Consider the following 18,754-nt stretch of genomic DNA (forward strand, 5'->3'; position numbering starts at 1 on the left):
ACCAGCTCTTGAAATAAAGCTTATCTCAATAACAGAACATCAAGCAACTAAAGATAAAGAGAGGATGAACTTTTCTGATGTAATAGGTCAGGAGGCTACGAAACAACGCCTCCTACAGATGATAAAAGAGGATCGTGTGCCCCATGCAATGCTCTTCTGTGGTCCAGAGGGAGTAGGGAAAATGGCACTCGCAATGGCTTTTGCCAACTATCTCCTTACTGGAGACGAGGTCGACAACACTGACTCTCCACTCATCTCAAACGCTATTGCCATGCTTCGGAAGTGGGAACATCCTGACTTACACTTCTCTTTTCCAACCATAAAGTTGCCCAGTATGAGTGGAGACCACCAACCCGTAAGCTCTGACTTCGCAAAGGAATGGCACGAACTCATCATGTGTGGCGCCTATTTCACTATGAATCAATGGATGAAACAGATGGGTGCTACAACGCAGCAGGCGATTATTACAGGTGCAGAGAGCGATGAGTTATCACGTGTTCTATCCTTAAAATCAAGTCAAGGAGGCTATAAGGTGTCTATCATCTGGCGTCCGGAACGCATGAATCTCACATCTGCCAACAAACTACTAAAGCTCTTGGAGGAGCCACCGCAGGGCACTATCTTCCTCATGGTATGCGAGGAACCAGAGAAGCTACTCGAAACGATCATCAGTAGAACACAGCGAATTGATGTGAAGCGAATTGATGATAATGCTATAGAACAGGCTCTTATCCATCAAAGGGGGATAGAACCTGATGCCGCAAAACGCATTGCACATATTGCACATGGCAGTTGGCTCAAAGCCTTAGAAACCCTTGATACGAGCAACGAGAACCGTGAGTTCCTCAATATGTTCCAAATGCTTATGCGCTTATGTTACCTCCGTAACGTCAAAGACCTCAAGCGCTGGAGTGAAGTTGTTGCTGGTTATGGTCGTGAGAAGGAGCGTCGTATGCTCGTTTACTTCCAACAGCAAGTGCGAGAAAACTTCATCTTCAACTTCAGGAACGCTGAACTTAACTATATGACACTCGAAGAGGAGAACTTCGCCAAGAACTTTGCTCGTTTCATTAATGAAGCAAATGTGATTGAAATTAACGAACTCTTCGAACGTGCCAATCGTGATATTGGACAGAACGCAAACGCTAAGGTGGTCTTTTATGATGTAGCTCTAAAGCTCATTGTATTGCTGCTCAAGAAGTGAAACAGCCCATCAAAACAAGAAAGATAATCAACATATATATAGGCAGAAATGCCACACAGCAAACAAAAAGATAGATTCCAATGGATTATAAAGATATGAAATTCAAGGTCTGGCACGGCTGCGATCGAGGCTTATGTCATAAAGGTTGCGGCAGACAGGATCGTCAACTCAACACATACGATTGGTTAGCTGATGTTCCAGGGAACAACCAGACAACCGATCTTGTTGAGGTTCAATTCAAGAACACACGCAAGGGTTACTATCATAATGTCAACAACTTAGACCTAAAAAAGGGTGACATCGTAGCTGTCGAAGCAAATCCCGGACACGACATAGGGATCGTTACACTGACAGGTAGGCTCGTTAAGCTACAGATAAAGAAGTCGACAGCAGTCAAGTCACCCGATGATATCAAGCGAGTATATCGTTTGGCTAAAGAAGTCGACATGCAGAAGTATCATGAAGCAAAAGCCCGTGAGCACCGAACAATGATAGAGAGTAGGCAGATAGCTAAGGGCTTGGGGCTGAAGATGAAGATTGGTGATGTGGAGTACCAAGGCGATGGCAACAAGGCAATCTTCTATTACATTGCAGACGAACGAGTTGACTTTAGACAGCTCATAAAGGATCTTGCAGCTGCTTTCCACGTCCGCATTGAGATGAAACAGATTGGTGCTCGACAGGAAGCAGGGCGCATTGGTGGTACAGGACCATGTGGAAGAGAGCTTTGCTGTGCTACTTGGATGAAGAACTTCTCGAGTGTCTCCACCACAGCAGCACGTATTCAAGACATCTCCCCGAACCCAACTAAGCTCGCCGGAATGTGTGCTAAGCTCAAGTGCTGCCTCAACTACGAGGTTGACCAGTATATGGAAGCTAGCAGAAAGCTCCCAAGTAAGGAGGTATTGTTGGAGACTATGGATGGTGAATACCATCTCTTCAAGACGGATATACTAAGTGGTCAATGCACATACTCGACCGATAAGAACTTAGGAGCAAACCTCGAGATAATCAGTGCGGCTCGTGCTAAGGAGATCATAGAGATGAATAAGCGTGGAGAGAAGCCTCTCTCGCTACTTGAGGATGGTAAGGCTAAGCCTGCAAAGAAGTCTGCTGACTTGCTTGCAGGAGCCGATCTCAGTCGTTTCGATAAGGCTAAGAAGCGCAAAAAAGGGAATCAGCAGCGCAATAACAACAATTCACAAGGGGGACACCAGCAACGTGATAACAATCGTAACCAGCGTGCCGCACAGGACAGCCAACGCCCGAATAACGATAACAACCGCTATCAACAGAATGGTAATCGCAGGCAGAATAACGTGCGAAAACAGCCCCAAAGGCAGGAAGAAGGCGCAGCACAAAACAAGAAACAAGAGGACAAGAAGCCTCAACAAACACAAAGAATACAGGAATGAGAACGAAGGTTTTCACCTTTATATATATGGTGGTACTCTTGCTATGGGGCATGAGTACCACTTCATGTAACGATCCACGCACCTATGACCACTATGAAAGTGTATCGGTAAAGGGCTGGGAACGTAATGATACTCTTACCTTCAACTTACCAAGGCAGTGGGAAGGTAGTTATGAACTAAGCCTTGGGCTTCGTGCTTCGCAGACTTTTCCTTATCGCAGTGTGAGCCTAATTGTGGAGTCAGCTATCATCAATTACAAGCATAAGAAGAAGCTGGAAAGGATGAGGCGAGACACAATTCATTGCGAAATCATCACGGATAAGGGTATGTTAGCAGGTCAAGATGGCATCAGTAATACGGAGATTCGCCAGCACGTAGCGTCTTTCCAACTAAATAGGAACGACTCTCTGCACATTACCATACACCATGTTATGAGTCGAAATAGTATTCCCGGCATCAGTGACATAGGTCTAAGATTGCAGAAGAGATAGCCTCTACAATCCCTCCAAAAGCCTCACCCCCGCCCTTTCTAAAGCCTCACCCCCGCTCCCTCTCCGAATGGAGAGGGGAGTAGATAGTACCATTTCCCACAGAACAAACAACTCGTTTACTTGTCTACCAGTCAACTCATCAACTCAAAATAATCATAATTTTGAATTATGAATTATGAATTTTGAATTACACGAGGGCGTTTCTTTGATGCAAGGAAAGCCTCTCTTCAATACGAAGGAACGCCCTTCTCGATTGGAGAAGGGCGTTCCTTTAATCAATGACATTGCCACAAGGTAGGGACAGACGCCCTCGTCTGTCCGCATAGGAAGATGTATTTCACAAAGAAGTAAGGAGGTTAGACCGGACAGACGAGGGCGTCTATCCCTACTTTGTGATACTGTCTTCGTATGCAAATAATGCTATCTACTCCCCTCTCCATTCGGAGAGGGGGCGGGGGTGAGGCTTCTCCTCCCACTTACTGACGTATCAAGTTACGTCCAGCATCTATACGAAGGAAGATGAAAAGAAGTAATGTGAAGCCCCATAGTGACGAACCGCCATAACTGAAGAAAGGCAGAGGAATACCGATAACGGGCGTTAATCCGAGTACCATTCCTATGTTAATGAACAAGTGGAAGAGGAAGATTCCCGCGACACAATAGCCATATACACGTCCAAACTTAAATGGTTGGCGATCCGCTAAGTACATTAGTCGAAGGATAAGGCATAGGAATAACACCAGAACAGATGCTGAACCGAGGAACCCCTCCTCCTCTCCTACGGTGCAGAAGATGAAGTCTGTGTCTTGTTCCGGTACGAACTTCAACTTCGTTTGAGTACCATTTAGGAAGCCTTTACCCTGTAGTCCACCTGAACCAATGGCTATCTCACTTTGATGCACATTGTATCCAGCACCCGCCAAGTCCTCATCTAAACCCAAAAGAACGTTGATACGCACACGTTGGTGGGGTTGCATCACATCGTTCAGCACGTAATCAGCTGAATAGAAAAAGGCGATTGAGCCCAGAGCAAACAAGGCTATATAGAAGTAATGGGCAAAGCGTGTGTTCATTCCGTTATATATCAGATAACCTATCACGCATGCCGACAGAATTAATTGTACCCAAACAATATCGAAAGGAATAACAAACTCGGAGAAAAGGAGAGCCAGTCCCGTTACTCCAAAGACGTAAGTGAGTAACAAGCGAGTCTTCCGCTTGTCATTAACATACACCCATACCATCATCGAAGAGAATATTTGAACCAGCAACAATACGACAAACTTACCTACGGACGTTGGTGTATCCCATAAGAAAACCTCCTCATATTTAATACCAACGACGAAGTATATCACCATTGCCAAGCCCATGAAGAGAAACGAGCCAGGCATTCCTTCACGATACAACATGAGGAAGAAGGACAGATAAACAAGTGCGGAACCTGTCTCACGTTGCCCTACAATGCACAACATGGGCAAAAAGATAATGCCACAAGCACCTGCAAAGTGTTTCCAGTTATGGATAGTAAAGCCGTAAGCGGACATGAACTTGGCTATTGCTAAGGCTGTGGCAAACTTCGCGAACTCGGCCGGTTGCAGTCGCAAAGGTCCCATGACAATCCATGACCGCGATCCCTTAATGGAGTGCGGATTGAAGATTGTGGCAAAGAGTAGCAGTACCAATAGTCCGTAGATGACGTAGGCAAAGGTATCATAGAAGCGGTCATCCAGCATTAGGAGTACGAAACCCAAACAGATGGAAGTACCTATCCATACGATCTGCATACCTGACCGACTGGCAAGAGAGAATATCTCGGTGTCACCATAAGTATAACTAGCACCACAAACACTCACCCATCCGAAGCTAAGCAATGCGATATAGATAGCGATTGTCCACCAGTCCAGTGAACGAAGAACGCCCGGTTGCCTATCTGTTGAATAATTACTTACCACGATTTACATTCTCCTTGCTTTTCGACTTAGCCTTGGGTTGCTCCTTCGACTTGTCCTTTGGCTTGTCTTTCGCCTTATTGTCTTTACTCTTCTGTTGCTTGTCTTTATGATTATCTTTACTCTCTTTGCGCACTTCCTTGGGCTTTTTGGACTTGTCGCGTTCCTTTTCTCGAGGTCTCTCCTTGTCCTTTTCGGGCTTATCCTTATCCTTGTCTTTACCCTTCTCCTCGGTCTTTACCAACTCTTCAGGCTCCACCTTGATAGCTGGATCATTCTGTGATTGCTTCTTTCTCTCCTTTTCTTCTGCCTCTTTCTGCTGTTGGGCTTCCTTGAGTTTAGCTGCTTCTGCCGCCTCCTGCTTCTGGTTTACCATCTTTAAAGAGTCCTTTATCTGATTGACGCGTTTGATAGAATCGAGGCGAAGAGAGTCCGCATGCGTCAATGGACGCTTGAAGGGGTAAGAAATGTGACGCTTCTGAAGGACATCAGCTCTAGCTGCATCACCCGGAGTTAACTTACCATTAATATATTGCTCTATCATTAATGAACCGATAGGAACACCATAGTCGGCACCAAAACCACCATTCTCTACATAGACAGCAATGGCAATCTTTGGCGTATCAACAGGTGCAAAACCCATAAAGACAGAGTGGTCTCGACCGCGATTCTGCGCCGTACCCGTCTTACCAGCTAATGAGTAGCCGGGGTGAACGGCATGCGCACAGGTACCACCACGTACTGATGACATCATACCAGCTATGACTTCTTGATAAGATCTGACGCTTCCCTTCGTGCGATGGTGCTCCAAATACTTCTTATCAAGTTTCTTTCCTTCGATATGACGAACGATGTGTGGCGTGATATAATAGCCTCGATTGGCTATCGTTGCACCGAGGTTTGCTATCTGTAATGGCGTCAGATTGACCTCGCCCTGACCGATAGAGATGGATATAACAGATAGTGGATTCCATGTCTTGAAGGCGTGATCATAGAACTGCGCATTCGGTATCATACCACGCTTCTCACCGGGTAGATCAATGCCTAACTTATACCCGAAGCCCATGGAAACCATATAGTTTCGCCATACCGTCATCGCCTCATCAAGTGTTTTATACTTCTTTCTATTGGACAGCATGTGGTAAAGTCCCCAACAGAAGTAGCCATTGCAGGATGTACTAATAGCAGGGACGAGAGCTAAAGGAGACGCATGTGAGTGACAGCCTACATGTAAGCCCTTGAAATTGAAACCATGGTTGCAAACGTAACGGGTCGAGTCGTTGATGATTCCCTCTGTGTAGTAAGTAACCGCCTGACTAGTCTTGAAGGTAGAACCCGGTGGGTATTGACCCATGATAGCACGGTTAAGTAAAGGCTTAGCGGGGTCTAATGTCAAATCACGCTGATACTTACCACGCAACTTACCAATCATCATGCGAGGATCAAAGGTTGGTGAAGAGACCATTGCGAGCACCTGACCTGTCTTAGGTTCTATCGCTACGATAGCACCGAGTTTACCCTCCATCAAGCGTTCACCTAAGGCTTGTAAGTCGGCATCAAGACCTAATTGAAGGTCGCGACCGGGTTGTGGTCTCTGGTCGTATTCACCATTCTTGTAGCGTCCTTGTATTCGTCCATGAGCATCGCGCAAGAGTATCTGTACGCCTTTACGACCACGTAGATCCTGCTCGTACTCACGCTCAACCCCCATCTTACCTATATAATCGCCGGGCTGGTAATAATCGTCATCCTCGATGTCACTCTGACTAACTTCAGCAACGTCACCAAGCACATGTGCAGCTATTGGTCGTTGGTATTGTCGAACGCTGCGCTTCTGTATGTAGAAGCCAGGGAAGCGATAGAGCTTCTCTTGGAAAGCGCTAAATTCCTTATCACTCAGCTGACTCATGAAGAGTTGTTGGGTGAATCTGGAATAGCCGGGGTTCTTGTTTCTATCCTTAATATCGTGTAGGCGCTTTAGGAAGTCAGCTTTCGTTATACCTAAAGTATTACAGAAGTCGAGTGTATCAAGATGACCTGCCATCTCGTTAGTAACCACCATGATGTCATAAGCCGGCTGGTTATACACCAACAGCTTACCATTCCTATCGGTGATAGTACCACGTGATGGGAACTCAATCTTCTTTAGGAAAGCATTTGAGTCAGCACTCTTTCTATAGTCATCACTCGCTATCTGAAGAGCAAAAAGTCGGAGAATATAAATAACAACAATGCCTATTGCAACTGCACTAAGCACTAATCGACGCTTCTCAAGATCATAATTCTTCATCCTTCTAACGCCTCCTTACATTCTCAATAACAAGGATCAGAATCAATGTAAGCAATGAACTGCCACCAATACACTCGAGCCACTCTAACACATTAAAGAAGCTGAACATCTCTAAAGAGAAGAATACTACATTATAGATAAGCGTCAGAATAACTGCATACCACGTGTATTGTGGTACTCCTAAGGTATCCATTCCTGGCTGGAAGTCGTCACTGCTGTCCCGAGGAATGAATGGTTGAAGGATAAAGGGTTGTAAAGCTGCAATGAAAGTAAGGGATCCCGAGGCTACACCGGGCGTATTAGAGAAGGTGTCAATGATAAGTCCCATCAAGAAACCCCACAACAATATAGCCCATTGGGGATAGTTACGTGGGAACAAGAGAATGAAGTAAACATACAATAAAGGCGTAGCAACAGCAAACAGATGGATGTGATTAAGGACAAACACCTGTGCCAATATCAGGACTACAAACCATAATAAACGTTTTAGGAAATCTACATTCATTCTCTCTTACCTTATTATATAAAAGAACTGCCAGATTGGTTCTTGCCCACAAGGAAGCTCTGATTTACACCAAATAAAAAACTCGTCTCTATTCCTTACTCGCCTTGGTTCGCATTCTGCTGCTCTATCGGCTTGATAGAATCTTGCGCTGCCTTGATCACCTGACGTTGCTCTCTAATAGAGGCATCATCAATGACACAGACATCACGAAGGTTGCCGAAGTCGGTCGATAGTTCAATGGCTAGACGATAAGAAAGTCCATCCTCGGAATTATAGACATGCTTTATCTTACCCACTAACACGCCTGCGGGGAACACAGAAGAGTATCCACTTGTGACTATACGATCGCCTAACTTAAACTTAGCATGGCGTGGGACATCATCAAGATAAGCCATATCTGTTGCGCCACCATTCCAATGAAGATAACCAAAGTAGTCTCTTCCTTGAATAGAACAACTGATATTCGACTTTGAGTTAAGCACTGGAATTACCACAGCATAGTGAATACCAGCCATATAGACAATACCCACAACGCCATTGCCACAGGCTACACCCATATCCTTTCTAACGCCATCCCATGTTCCTTTATTAATCGTTATAAAGTTATCTGGTCTATCCAGACTATTGGAAACAACCTTTGCCTGTATCAGACGGAACTTCGAAAGAAAGCGATACTGACCACGTAAGAAGGTTGAATCTTTCGTCTTATCATATAGTTGAGAGGATAGTTCGCGTACTTGATGTTCTAACTCTAAGTTGCGTTTAGTTAGTTTCTCATTCACCTCCCCCATAGTAAGATAGGACGTAACTTTCGAACTCGCCTCATACGCCAAACCAGCGACATAGTTAGCAGATGTGAACCACACACTGCCCTGATAGTCATTGAATCGGAACAAAAGAACCATACTCAAGACTTCCAGGGCAACAAACAAGAACCAATGCTTGTACCTAGCAAGGAACTCTGTCAGATTGTGCATGAACCTATTTGTTATCTCATTAAGAACGAGAAACGGTCTACGTTCTTCAATGCAATGCCTGCTCCCTTAGCAACACTGTGCAATGGGTCTTCAGCAATATGGAATGGAATGTTAATCTTATCAGTAAGTCGCTTATCGATACCACGTAGTAATGCACCACCACCACTGAGGTAGATACCATTCTTAACAATGTCTGCGTAAAGCTCTGGTGGTGTATTCTCTAATGCAGAAAGAACAGCATTCTCTATCTTAGCAACAGTCTTATCAAGACAATGTGCAATCTCTTGATAGCATACAGGAACCTCCATCGGGAGAGCTGTAATACGGTTAGGACCATGAACAATATAGTCCTCTGGAGCCTCATCTCCTAAATCTGTAAGGGCTGAACCAACATGAAGTTTGATACGTTCTGCCATACGTTCACTGACCTTCACATTATGTTGACGACTCATATATTCCTGTATATCAGCAGTGAGGTCATCGCCAGCAACGCGGATAGAGTTATTACAAACAATACCACCTAATGATATAACGGCAATCTCTGTACTACCACCACCAATATCAACAATCATGTTTCCCTCTGGAGCTTCTACATCTAATCCCATACCAAGAGCGGCAGCCATTGGTTCAAAGATTAGATATACATCACGTCCATCTGCATGTTCTGCAGAGTCACGAACAGCGCGCAACTCAACTTCTGTGGACCCAGATGGAACGCCAATTACCATCCTTAATGATGGAGAGAAGAATCGGTTACCACTATGAACCATCTTTATCAAGCCACGCATCATTTGCTCACAAGCAGTAAAATCAGCGATAACTCCATCACGTAGAGGTCGAATAGTACGGATGTTAGGGTGCTCTTTCTCGTACATCATCTTTGCGTCTCCACCAACCGCAATCATCTTATCTGTACGACGATCCAAAGCTACGACTGAAGGCTCATCTACCACAATCTTGTCATCACTGATAATGATTGTGTTTGCCGTTCCCAGGTCCATAGCAATCTCCTGGATAAATGAAAATAATCCCATTAATGTATGTTTTGTAAGTGTATATTTCTATTTAGAGAGTTACTCCTTGTCAATAAGTTCTTCCTTTAAGAGGCAAGTTTTATATGTTTACTCGGCTACAAACCAAGAGTGAATAGCCGTATCGTAATGGCTACTAACACCAAAGGCACGCTCCGCAAACATCTTCCTGTCTTCAACATCTGTTTGTGCACCTTTTGTATTGAGTATCTGTAACAACACAGGGTATTCAGCCTTACTTGGAATGATGACTACATCTTTGAAGTTCTTTGCACCAGCACGAATCAAAGAGATGCCACCGATGTCTATCTTCTCAATAATATCCTCCGAGCTAGCCCCACTAGCGACTGTTTGCTCAAAAGGATACAAGTCTACAATAACTAAGTCGATTGCTGGAATATCATATTCAGCCATCTGATTCTGGTCACTCTCATTATCACGACGTGCCAAGATACCGCCGAAGATCTTCGGATGTAACGTCTTTACTCGACCTCCAAGTATGGATGGGTAAGAGGTTACATCCTCTACCTTCTGACAGTCATAACCTAATGACTCTATAAATTCTTGCGTACCTCCAGTGCTTAAAAACTTAACCCCTTCGGCATGTAACTTCTTGAGTAAATCATCAAGCCCATCCTTATGAAAGACTGAGATAAGCGCAGTCTTTATTTGTTTTGTACCAGCCATTGTAAAACATTTTATGGATTTGAATTGCAAAGTTACTAAGTTATAAGCGACTAAGCAACATTTTATCTCAAAAAAAACTAAAACCTATCAACTAATTGTGTAATATCAAATTAGCTGCTAATCTGTCGCTTTTATCTGCCTCTAACGTTTGATTCCTATGGCATCCAAAATACCTTGAATCTCACTACCAATCCCTAATATCTGATCCAAAACGCCGTCTTTTGCACCTTTCGCCATATAACGAGCACAATCCCCTTCGAGCTTCCCAATGCGCTGGCGTTCAGCTACCGTATAGTCATGACGAGCTATCCTGCGACGAATCTTACCGAACTTGTTAACAGCTTTCTTCCATTTCTTTACCGTATAGTATTGGCTGTTATCGCGCAATTCATACGAGAAGTTCTGTAAGTCGTTGATAGCCGACTCACGTGTAGAACATGAGCTAACGGACAGGGTCGTGGCTATAAGTGCAACGCCCATAAGCATGTTTTTAATATTACGTTTCATCTTTATAACTCCTAATTTGTCATTACTTGATTGGGACAAAAGTAGAAAATAATAATGAAGATAACAACAAATGACACGGATAGTTTTCATTCTTTTTCTACTTTTTAACTACCTTTGTTCCATGAATTTTGCATCAACACTACTTCTTTGGTACGATAATAACGAGCGTCCACTGCCTTGGCGTGAGACGAAAGATGCCTATGCGATATGGCTTAGTGAGGTTATTCTACAACAGACACGAATAGTTCAAGGCATGTCTTATTGGCAACATTTCATGCAGCAATGGCCTACAATCTACGACTTAGCTAATGCGTCGGAAGATGAAGTATTGAAGGCTTGGCAGGGACTAGGTTACTATTCTCGGGCAAGGAATCTACACAAGGCAGCACAGCAGGTAGTGGAACTGAAAGGCTTTCCCCACACAGCAAAGGAATTGAAGAAACTGAAAGGTGTTGGTGAATATACCGCTGCTGCCATTGCTTCCTTTGCCTTTGATGAGAAGATAGCAGTCGTTGACGGTAATGTCTATCGGGTGCTTTCTCGCTATAAAGGTATCGATACACCAATAGACACGACATCGGGTAAGAAGGAGTTTCAAAGTCTAGCACAAACACTCTTGCCAACGCATGATTCAGCGCGATATAACCAAGCGATCATGGACTTCGGAGCAATTCAATGTACTCCAACTTCCCCTCATTGCGACATTTGTCCCTTATGTGAGTCCTGCGTTGCCTTTCGTGAGCAGCGTATTAATCAACTACCCGTTAAAAGTAAGAAGATTCATCAGCAGGAGCGTCACTTGACGTATATTTACATTCAATATAACAATGAAATAGTCTTACACCAGCGTGGTGCAGGGGATATATGGCAAGGTCTTTGGGAGTTACCACAGCTTGAGCATCTATCAAAAGAGGATGGGGAGGAATGGAAAAAGGAGACAATAGAAGTTTGTAAAGACGTGAAGCATGTTCTTACACACCAACTTCTTTTCGCCAATCTCTACTATTGGGCACCACAGCAACGCCCTATCCTATCTGCTGACTTTATATGGATTCCTACAGAAAAGATTGCTGATTACGCACTTCCAAGACTGATGGAGATTCTGTTGGATAGGTTAAGAAAGAGCAACTTAATGTGAGGCTCCACTCTTTAACATCGATTCGTACCATTCGAAATGAAACATAAAGTAGGGACAGAACCCCTCGTCTGGTAATTTAGAATTCATAATTCAAGATTCAAAATTGTGATTACTTCTGTCTAAAATAGTGCCAAAAGTAGGGACAGAACCCATCGTCTGGTAATTTAGAATTCATAATTCAAGATTCAAAATTGTGATTACTTCTGTCTAAAATAGTGCCAAAAGTAGGGACAGACGCCCTCGTCTGTCCGCCAAAAGGGAATCAAACACTATATAGCCGAAACACGAAAAGCACCTAAGGAGGCATGAAAGAAAAAGGAAGAAGGTCTGTGTGAGAGTGTAACAAGGAATTGCCTCGTTAGCAACAGACAAAGAGACGAAAAAGAGGAGAGGCTTTCCTCAATTTGAAAAGGGCGTTTCTTTGAAGTGAGAAGAGGCTTTCTTCATAGCAAGAAGAGCGTCTGCTTGTTTTGTTGGAATATATAAACTCAAATACAAAAGAGAAATTATACCAAGGATATTGATGGTAGACGTCTTATTTAGAGAATATTAGTTGCATATTTAAATATCATTTGATTCTTATACTACCTACGTCCTATTAGAAGAGAGCATATCTGATCCCACTTATCGAAAGAATTGTATGCAATATGTTTCTTTATTAGGAAATGGCACAGAAGAAAGGGATTTCAAAGGCAGAAATAATTAAACAAGAGGATTTCAAACAAAAGGAAAGATAATATGGAAAAGATGCATTTAACACCACTATCAACTATTGTGGACGAGGTGTGGGGAGAGAAAGGTACAACCAAACGTGACGTTATGGAGAAACAAATAAATGACGAAGTTAATTCATACTACATCGGTGAGGCTATTCGCAAAGCACGCCTATCTCAAAACCTCACACAGGATGAATTAGGTAAGAAGATAGGCGTTCAACGGGCACAGATCTGTAGATTGGAAAGTGGTAGAAGTGTGATTACACTCCCTATTATGAGCCGAGTTTTTCAGGCATTAGGCATTGGCACAGCAACACTGGACTTAGGTATTGCTGGAAAGATAGCCTTATGGTAACATCCGATTATCCCCTACTCTTTCTTTCCAAAGTTCCCTTCGATGCGCAGCTGATGGGCAACAAGGAAAGGAAATACGCATACTATCATCACTATAACAAAGAACCAACGATAGCCAACAGCCTCTGCTAAGGCTCCTGCAAACAGTCCTGGTATCATCATGGAAAGTGCCATGAAGCCAGTACACAAAGCGTAATGGCTGGTCTTGTGTTCGCCTTGACTGAAATAAATCATAAACAGCATGTAGGTACTAAAGCCGAAGCCGTAACCGAAGTTCTCAATAAATACGGCAATACTAATGGCTATCACATTATCGGGAAGCATATAGGCAAGATAGACATAAGCAATGTTGGGCAAGGTGATAGCTGCCGTCATTGGCCATAGCCAGCGTTTCAAGCCATCACGACTAATCATCATTCCACCGATAATGCCACCTAAGAGAAGTCCTAAAACGCCCACGACACCATTAACGGTACCATATTCTATCTCGGAAAGAGCCAATCCCCCTTTTGCTATAGGTGCTTGCAGGAAGAGCTGAGAGACTGGAGTTATCAGTGCTTCGGGCAGTCGGAAAAGGAGTAGGAAAGCTATTGTTATTAACGATTGATCCTTTTTTAAGAAGGAGACAAAGGTTTGGCAGAAATCTAATAGGAGTTGAGATTTAGAAACACTGACCTTATCCGTATCTTCTGAAGGCCTCGGTAAAATGAAACGATGGTACAAAGAAAGACCGATGAACAATGCCATCAGACCATAAAAGACCAATGCCCATGAAAGTTGGATGCCCACTATCTTATGTAAAAGACCTGCCAAGGCAATCAATCCGCCCTTACCAACAACCATCGAAATGCGATAGAACGTTGAACGAATACCCACAAAGAAGGCCTGATCATGCTGATTAAGTCCCATCATATAGAACCCATCGGCCGCAACATCATGTGTAGCACTACTGAAAGAAAGTAGCCAAAAGAAACAGATAGAGCCTTGTAGCCAAAAAGAAGTGTTCACCGTGAAGGCAACACCCGCAAAGGCAGCACCGAGGAATAGCTGCATAACGACAATCCACCAGCGTTTCGTCTTAACCAAATCGAGGAAAGGACTCCACAAAGGTTTGATTACCCAAGGAAGATATAACCATGAAGTATAAAACGTTACTTCGGCATCTGACAAGCCTAACTGCATATAGACTTGAATGGATAAAACGGTTACGGCTATATAAGGAAGCCCTTCCGCAAAATAGAGCGAAGGGATCCATGCCCATGGGCTTATCTTTCTTTCAGCTTTCAATGTGCGTATTATCTTTTATGTGTAATTATCTGCTAACGAGCACAAAGATACACAAAATTAATGAGAATACACTATGATACTCTTTTGTAAATATGTTGTGAATATTGTTGCAAACGCTCATTTTGAAATATATCTCGCTCTATATTTTCGTTATATAAAGGTTGTCTCTCACGAGGTAAGACTCCTGTATAATATCGAGGAATATCAAATTTTGCACTAAGTAACTTCAAATTCTCTTATAAGACAATTCTTTATCAAACTTAAGCAATGATAATCAGTAAGCTAAAAAGAGCCTTTTTATTACGAACAAAAGGTAAAAATAATAGGCATATCATAGGTAATCAGAAATGGAATTAATGATAGGAAAGACAATAGGAACAGCATACAACTACATGAGACAAAGTCAGGCTAATAAAGAGCAAAAATGTTTTTGCTGTCATTTCTATCATCCTTTTTTACCCTTAATCCTCTGATAAAGAACGTATTAGTATAAATGTTAAAAATGACAGCAACTATAATTAAAACTAAATTAGGGGTTTTGTGTTACATAAATAAGCTCAAGGAATCAAAGAAGCTGTGATGCAATAACTTTACATATAGGCTATTTACGGCTACATGGAACAACTCATTGCAAAAGAAAGAAGTAAAAAAGGCGACAGTCTTAACGACTATCGCCCTCGCAGATATTGATTGTTTCAGATATTACATACCTAAAGCTTTCTTTGCATTCTCATTGTTTGGATTAACCTTAAGCACCTTCTGGAAGTACTCTTCAGCTACAGCCTTGTTACCTTTCTTTGAGTTGTAGAAACCTAAACCATAGTAAGCTCCTTCCAAATAACTCTTGCTATCCTCATCAAGATTAGGCTTTGCTTCCTCGAAAGCTGCTACTTTCTGATAGATTTCAGCAACCTTGTCAGGGTCGTTCATAAGCTGAGCTACATTGGCTTGATTCAACCATACCCAGTCAGAAATTGATGGGAACTTTGTGACCATCTGCTCATATACATCAAAGGCTTTAGCAAGTACGGCATTCTTCGCAGCACGATCTGTAATGCCTTCTGCCTTTGTTACGTATGTATTTGCAAGTGTTGCCCAATCGTTATTGGTTGCTTTCTTACTCTTTGAGAGATAATCCTGCTGTACTTCAAGAGCCTTATCTTCATTGCCCTGTGCAACATAGATTGCAGCAAGAGTCTTCATTGGCTCGAGGTTATTGGCATCAAGCTCAAGGGCTTTGTTGACTGCGGTAATTGCTTCATCATACTGTTTGTTACCGCAGAGAGCCTTTGCATACATATCATAGTCGTTTGACACCTTCTTACCCTTACCTGCAAACACTACATTTGCGAAGTTAACTGCCTGTGGATAATCCTTTAACTCAACAGCTGCCATCATAGCGATACGGCTGAGATACTCACTACCAGGGAACTTCTCAAGACCTTGCTTTGCTACATTCAAAGCCTTGTTATAATCCTTTGTGATGTAAGCAGCAAAGCCGTAGTTATAGAAGTTGTCCTCTGACATATTAGCAGGATTGCCCTTATCATACCACTTCAAAGCTTCGGAATACTTACCATCGCGCAGCATGATCTCTGCAGCAGTAGCCTCTACTGGATAGTCTGGCTTAACTTTACGAAGTTCCTCTAACTTAGCAACTGCAACCTTTGAATTTACATGACGATATACCTTAGCATAACGCTCATAGGCTGTTACATTCTGTGGATCAAGGCTGATTGCAGTCTGATACTGCGTTGCGGCAGCACCTGCATTACCAATAGAATCTTGGATTGCAGCGATGTCGCCAAGAAGTACATAAGCTAAACTACCATTGAACTTCTTATTGTTTATAACACTCTGCGCAATTGCATCTGCCTGTGTGTAATTATGCTGTAATAGGTAAACATTACCCAAAGCAACCAAAGCTTCCTCATTCTTCTTGAAATTCTTCTGATACTCCTTGATGAGTTCCTTTGCTGCCTTTGGATCGTTTGGAGCTGCTTCAATAGCCGCAACTATAGGCTTCAAAGCCTCTGCATAATTAACCTCCTGTGCCATTGCTGGAGTTGACATTGCCAACATCAAAGCTCCAGCTACTAAATATTTCTTTGTTTTCATAATTCTCTTCTTTTAATGTTTAATACCAGTGAAAACTATCATTAAGATGTTTGTTAAACGCTATGGTTTAAGAGAAATTGCTTCGTTGTCGACAATTATAAACATTTATAAGAGATTATAACACTCAAATAAATAATAAAATCGAATCAACTAAACAATTATAACCTATCATTAACCACTATTTAAACTATCACCCGTTAACTATATAAGTTATACTCCTTATTCTGTCTTAACTTCTACTTCGCGAATGTTAATCTGACCTCGATAAGGAAGTAAACCTGCTTTGAAGATTATCTTCTGACCAATAGGATTGGTTACGAAGTTTGCAAATGCCCAAGGTAAAGCCTTATGAGGATCGGCAACAATAGCATAAATTGTTCTAACAAACGGATATCTACCATCTAAAAGATAGGCTTGATAAGGTTGCCAACTATTACCTGGTTGCGCAATGGTAGCCTTTGAAAGAGCAACCACTGTAATATCTTTTTTGAATGTGGTGTTCGTTGAGTCACGATGATCATTCAACCAATTGGAACCAATAACACCTATAGCGTTGGGAGTCTTGTGAACATAGTCAACAACTGATTTACTATTGTTAGCAGCAACAATGTTCGTACTCTTGATGTTCTTTCCACCTAAAATGGAGTCGACTACATAATGTAATGTGGCTGAAGCCTTATTATCAAAAACAACTTCAATGTTGCCTTGATTATTCTTAGGATTCAACTGCTTCCAATTTGCAATCTGTCCACTAAGAATCTTCTTCACATCATTAACCGTCATACAAGAATCGTTGTTCGCACGATTAACAATGAAAGCAATTCCATCATAGCCTATTGGGAATACTTCTGGAATAGGACCTTTTCCTCTTAAGATGGCATCTTCTCCTTTCGTCAAAGCATGTGAAGTGAAGAAGAGATTAACCTTCTGATTGAGGATTAACTTCATACCCGTGTTATCGTCAGTATAGATTGGCAATAAGTGGGTTTGTGGGTAACGGAACTGGTAAGTTTGTAACAGTTCCTCAATAATAGGACTAAAACTTTCGTCAGAGGCGAACTTAATCGTCCCTGACGTCGGTGTATCTGTTCTGCCGTCCTTAGCTTTCTTCTGACCACAAGAGATCAAAAGAGAACTAAGGCTAAGCATCAATCCTACCATAACGTAGAATCTGGATCTTTTCATATAAATTTGCTTTTACTGCAATTTGAAGGTAATAGGTAGAGTGAACCAAACATTTGCTGCTTGACCATTGTTCATACCTGGATTCCACTTCGGCATGCTGTTTACAACACGAAGAGCCTCACGATCAAGTGATGGGTCTACACCGCGAACAACTTGAGCTTGGCTTACGCTACCGTCACGTCCTACAACGAACTTAACGATGACACGACCTTGGATACCATTCTCAGCTGCAACTGCTGGGTACTGAAGGTGTGAGCTCAACCATGTGTTGACATTACCCTTGAATGAAGGCATCTGCTCTGCCACAGTAAAGATCTTATTCTCAACCTCTTCTTTTGGCTCTGGTTTTGGAGCTTCAACAACAGGTTTCTCAATCTTTGGTACAATCTGCTCAGGAGTTGCAACTGTAGTACGAGCGGCAGTTTCAGCACGGTTATCCGTACCTTCCTTATTCTCAACACCGACAGCTTTGGTCTCCTTATTCATCTTGACCATAGGTGGCATCTCTTCCTTTACATCCTTATCATCCTTGATAACAGGGGCTGTAAACTTAACAGTAGCACGAGTCTCTGGAACGACCTTTTCAGGTTCAATCTTCTTAGGCTCTGGCTGTTTCTGCTGCTTCTTACGTTCAGCTTGCTCTTTCTTTGCCGCTTCAAGAGCTGCCAACTCCATCTTAGCTGCGTATGCTTGTTGAGCAGCTAATTCATCATTGTGCTTCTTGATCTGGTATGCTAAGTAACCACCACCGAGGAATGCAGCAACAAGCAGAATAGCTAATGCTTTGATATTACGCTGAGATACGGACTTACGAAGCCTATACGCACCATACTCCTTATTTTTACCAGCGAACACCATGTCGACCCATTTAGGATCGTATAGATCTATTTTTGCCATTGT

Annotated in this window: 17 protein-coding genes; 6 read left to right on the forward strand and 11 right to left on the reverse strand. The window is 42.7% G+C overall.

Annotated elements, in window-relative coordinates; all coding sequences use genetic code 11:
• Positions 1-64 precede the first annotated feature (64 nt).
• The 4 genes from D464_RS0104500 (at position 65) to D464_RS14075 (ending at position 3,408) form a co-directional block, all read left to right on the forward strand.
• On the forward strand, positions 65-1,204 hold the full coding sequence (locus tag D464_RS0104500; protein WP_026284636.1) for a DNA polymerase III subunit: 1,140 nt from the start codon (positions 65-67) through the stop codon (positions 1,202-1,204).
• 80 nt (positions 1,205-1,284) lie between these two features.
• Positions 1,285-2,619: a PSP1 domain-containing protein gene (ricT, locus tag D464_RS0104505; RefSeq protein ID WP_018910338.1), complete on the forward strand. Its 1,335-nt coding sequence runs from the start codon at positions 1,285-1,287 to the stop codon at positions 2,617-2,619.
• The gene (locus D464_RS0104510) at positions 2,616-3,110 is read left to right on the forward strand and encodes a gliding motility lipoprotein GldH (RefSeq protein ID WP_018910339.1); all 495 of its coding nucleotides are present in this window, start codon (positions 2,616-2,618) and stop codon (positions 3,108-3,110) included. The genes ricT and D464_RS0104510 overlap by 4 nt, the downstream gene beginning before the upstream one ends.
• A 175-nt stretch (positions 3,111-3,285) precedes the next feature.
• Positions 3,286-3,408, forward strand: coding sequence for a hypothetical protein (locus D464_RS14075; RefSeq protein ID WP_018910340.1), 123 nt, complete (start codon positions 3,286-3,288; stop codon positions 3,406-3,408).
• Between the two features lie 178 nt (positions 3,409-3,586).
• On the opposite strand, the gene rodA is transcribed toward D464_RS14075, so the two are convergent.
• The 7 genes from rodA to D464_RS0104550 all read right to left on the reverse strand — a co-directional run bounded on the left by rodA (position 3,587) and on the right by D464_RS0104550 (position 11,056).
• Positions 3,587-5,062 (reverse strand): rod shape-determining protein RodA, encoded by a 1,476-nt coding sequence (gene rodA, locus D464_RS0104520; protein ID WP_018910341.1) that lies wholly within the window; start codon positions 5,060-5,062, stop codon positions 3,587-3,589.
• Positions 5,052-7,349: a penicillin-binding protein 2 gene (gene mrdA / locus D464_RS0104525; RefSeq protein ID WP_018910342.1), complete on the reverse strand. Its 2,298-nt coding sequence runs from the start codon at positions 7,347-7,349 to the stop codon at positions 5,052-5,054. The genes rodA and mrdA overlap by 11 nt, the downstream gene beginning before the upstream one ends.
• 4 nt (positions 7,350-7,353) lie before the next feature.
• The gene (mreD, locus tag D464_RS0104530) at positions 7,354-7,854 is read right to left on the reverse strand and encodes a rod shape-determining protein MreD (protein WP_018910343.1); all 501 of its coding nucleotides are present in this window, start codon (positions 7,852-7,854) and stop codon (positions 7,354-7,356) included.
• A 95-nt stretch (positions 7,855-7,949) separates the two neighbouring features.
• Positions 7,950-8,831 carry a rod shape-determining protein MreC gene (mreC, locus tag D464_RS0104535; RefSeq protein ID WP_004383763.1) on the reverse strand — a complete coding sequence of 294 codons (882 nt, stop codon included), beginning with the start codon at positions 8,829-8,831 and terminating at the stop codon, positions 7,950-7,952.
• Positions 8,832-8,842: 11 nt separating this feature from the next.
• Complete coding sequence (locus D464_RS0104540; RefSeq protein ID WP_004360435.1) at positions 8,843-9,865, reverse strand: rod shape-determining protein; 1,023 nt, start codon at positions 9,863-9,865, stop codon at positions 8,843-8,845.
• 87 nt (positions 9,866-9,952) lie between these two features.
• Entirely contained in the window at positions 9,953-10,549 is a 597-nt protein-coding gene (locus D464_RS0104545; RefSeq protein WP_018910344.1) for a bifunctional phosphoribosylaminoimidazolecarboxamide formyltransferase/IMP cyclohydrolase PurH, read from the reverse strand.
• Positions 10,550-10,690: 141 nt separating this feature from the next.
• On the reverse strand, positions 10,691-11,056 hold the full coding sequence (locus tag D464_RS0104550) for a hypothetical protein (protein ID WP_004383761.1): 366 nt from the start codon (positions 11,054-11,056) through the stop codon (positions 10,691-10,693).
• 121 nt (positions 11,057-11,177) lie between these two features.
• On the opposite strand from D464_RS0104550, the gene mutY reads away from it, so the two are divergent.
• Positions 11,178-12,194 (forward strand): A/G-specific adenine glycosylase, encoded by a 1,017-nt coding sequence (gene mutY / locus D464_RS0104555; protein WP_018910346.1) that lies wholly within the window; start codon positions 11,178-11,180, stop codon positions 12,192-12,194.
• Positions 12,195-12,932: 738 nt separating this feature from the next.
• Positions 12,933-13,265: a helix-turn-helix domain-containing protein gene (locus D464_RS0104560; protein WP_004383757.1), complete on the forward strand. Its 333-nt coding sequence runs from the start codon at positions 12,933-12,935 to the stop codon at positions 13,263-13,265.
• Between the two features lie 14 nt (positions 13,266-13,279).
• On the opposite strand, the gene D464_RS0104565 is transcribed toward D464_RS0104560, so the two are convergent.
• From D464_RS0104565 to D464_RS0104580, 4 genes are all read right to left on the reverse strand, one after another.
• On the reverse strand, positions 13,280-14,551 hold the full coding sequence (locus tag D464_RS0104565) for an MFS transporter (protein ID WP_018910347.1): 1,272 nt from the start codon (positions 14,549-14,551) through the stop codon (positions 13,280-13,282).
• A 702-nt stretch (positions 14,552-15,253) separates the two neighbouring features.
• A complete protein-coding gene (locus tag D464_RS0104570; RefSeq protein WP_018910348.1) occupies positions 15,254-16,669 on the reverse strand; it encodes a tetratricopeptide repeat protein in 1,416 nt (471 codons plus the stop codon).
• Positions 16,670-16,888: 219 nt separating this feature from the next.
• Entirely contained in the window at positions 16,889-17,854 is a 966-nt protein-coding gene (locus D464_RS0104575; protein WP_024985779.1) for a PstS family phosphate ABC transporter substrate-binding protein, read from the reverse strand.
• 12 nt (positions 17,855-17,866) lie between these two features.
• Positions 17,867-18,751: an energy transducer TonB gene (locus tag D464_RS0104580; RefSeq protein ID WP_018910350.1), complete on the reverse strand. Its 885-nt coding sequence runs from the start codon at positions 18,749-18,751 to the stop codon at positions 17,867-17,869.
• Between the last annotated feature and the right edge of the window lie 3 nt (positions 18,752-18,754).

It is taken from the genome of Prevotella veroralis DSM 19559 = JCM 6290 (genome assembly GCF_000377625.1).
GTDB lineage: Bacteria > Bacteroidota > Bacteroidia > Bacteroidales > Bacteroidaceae > Prevotella > Prevotella veroralis.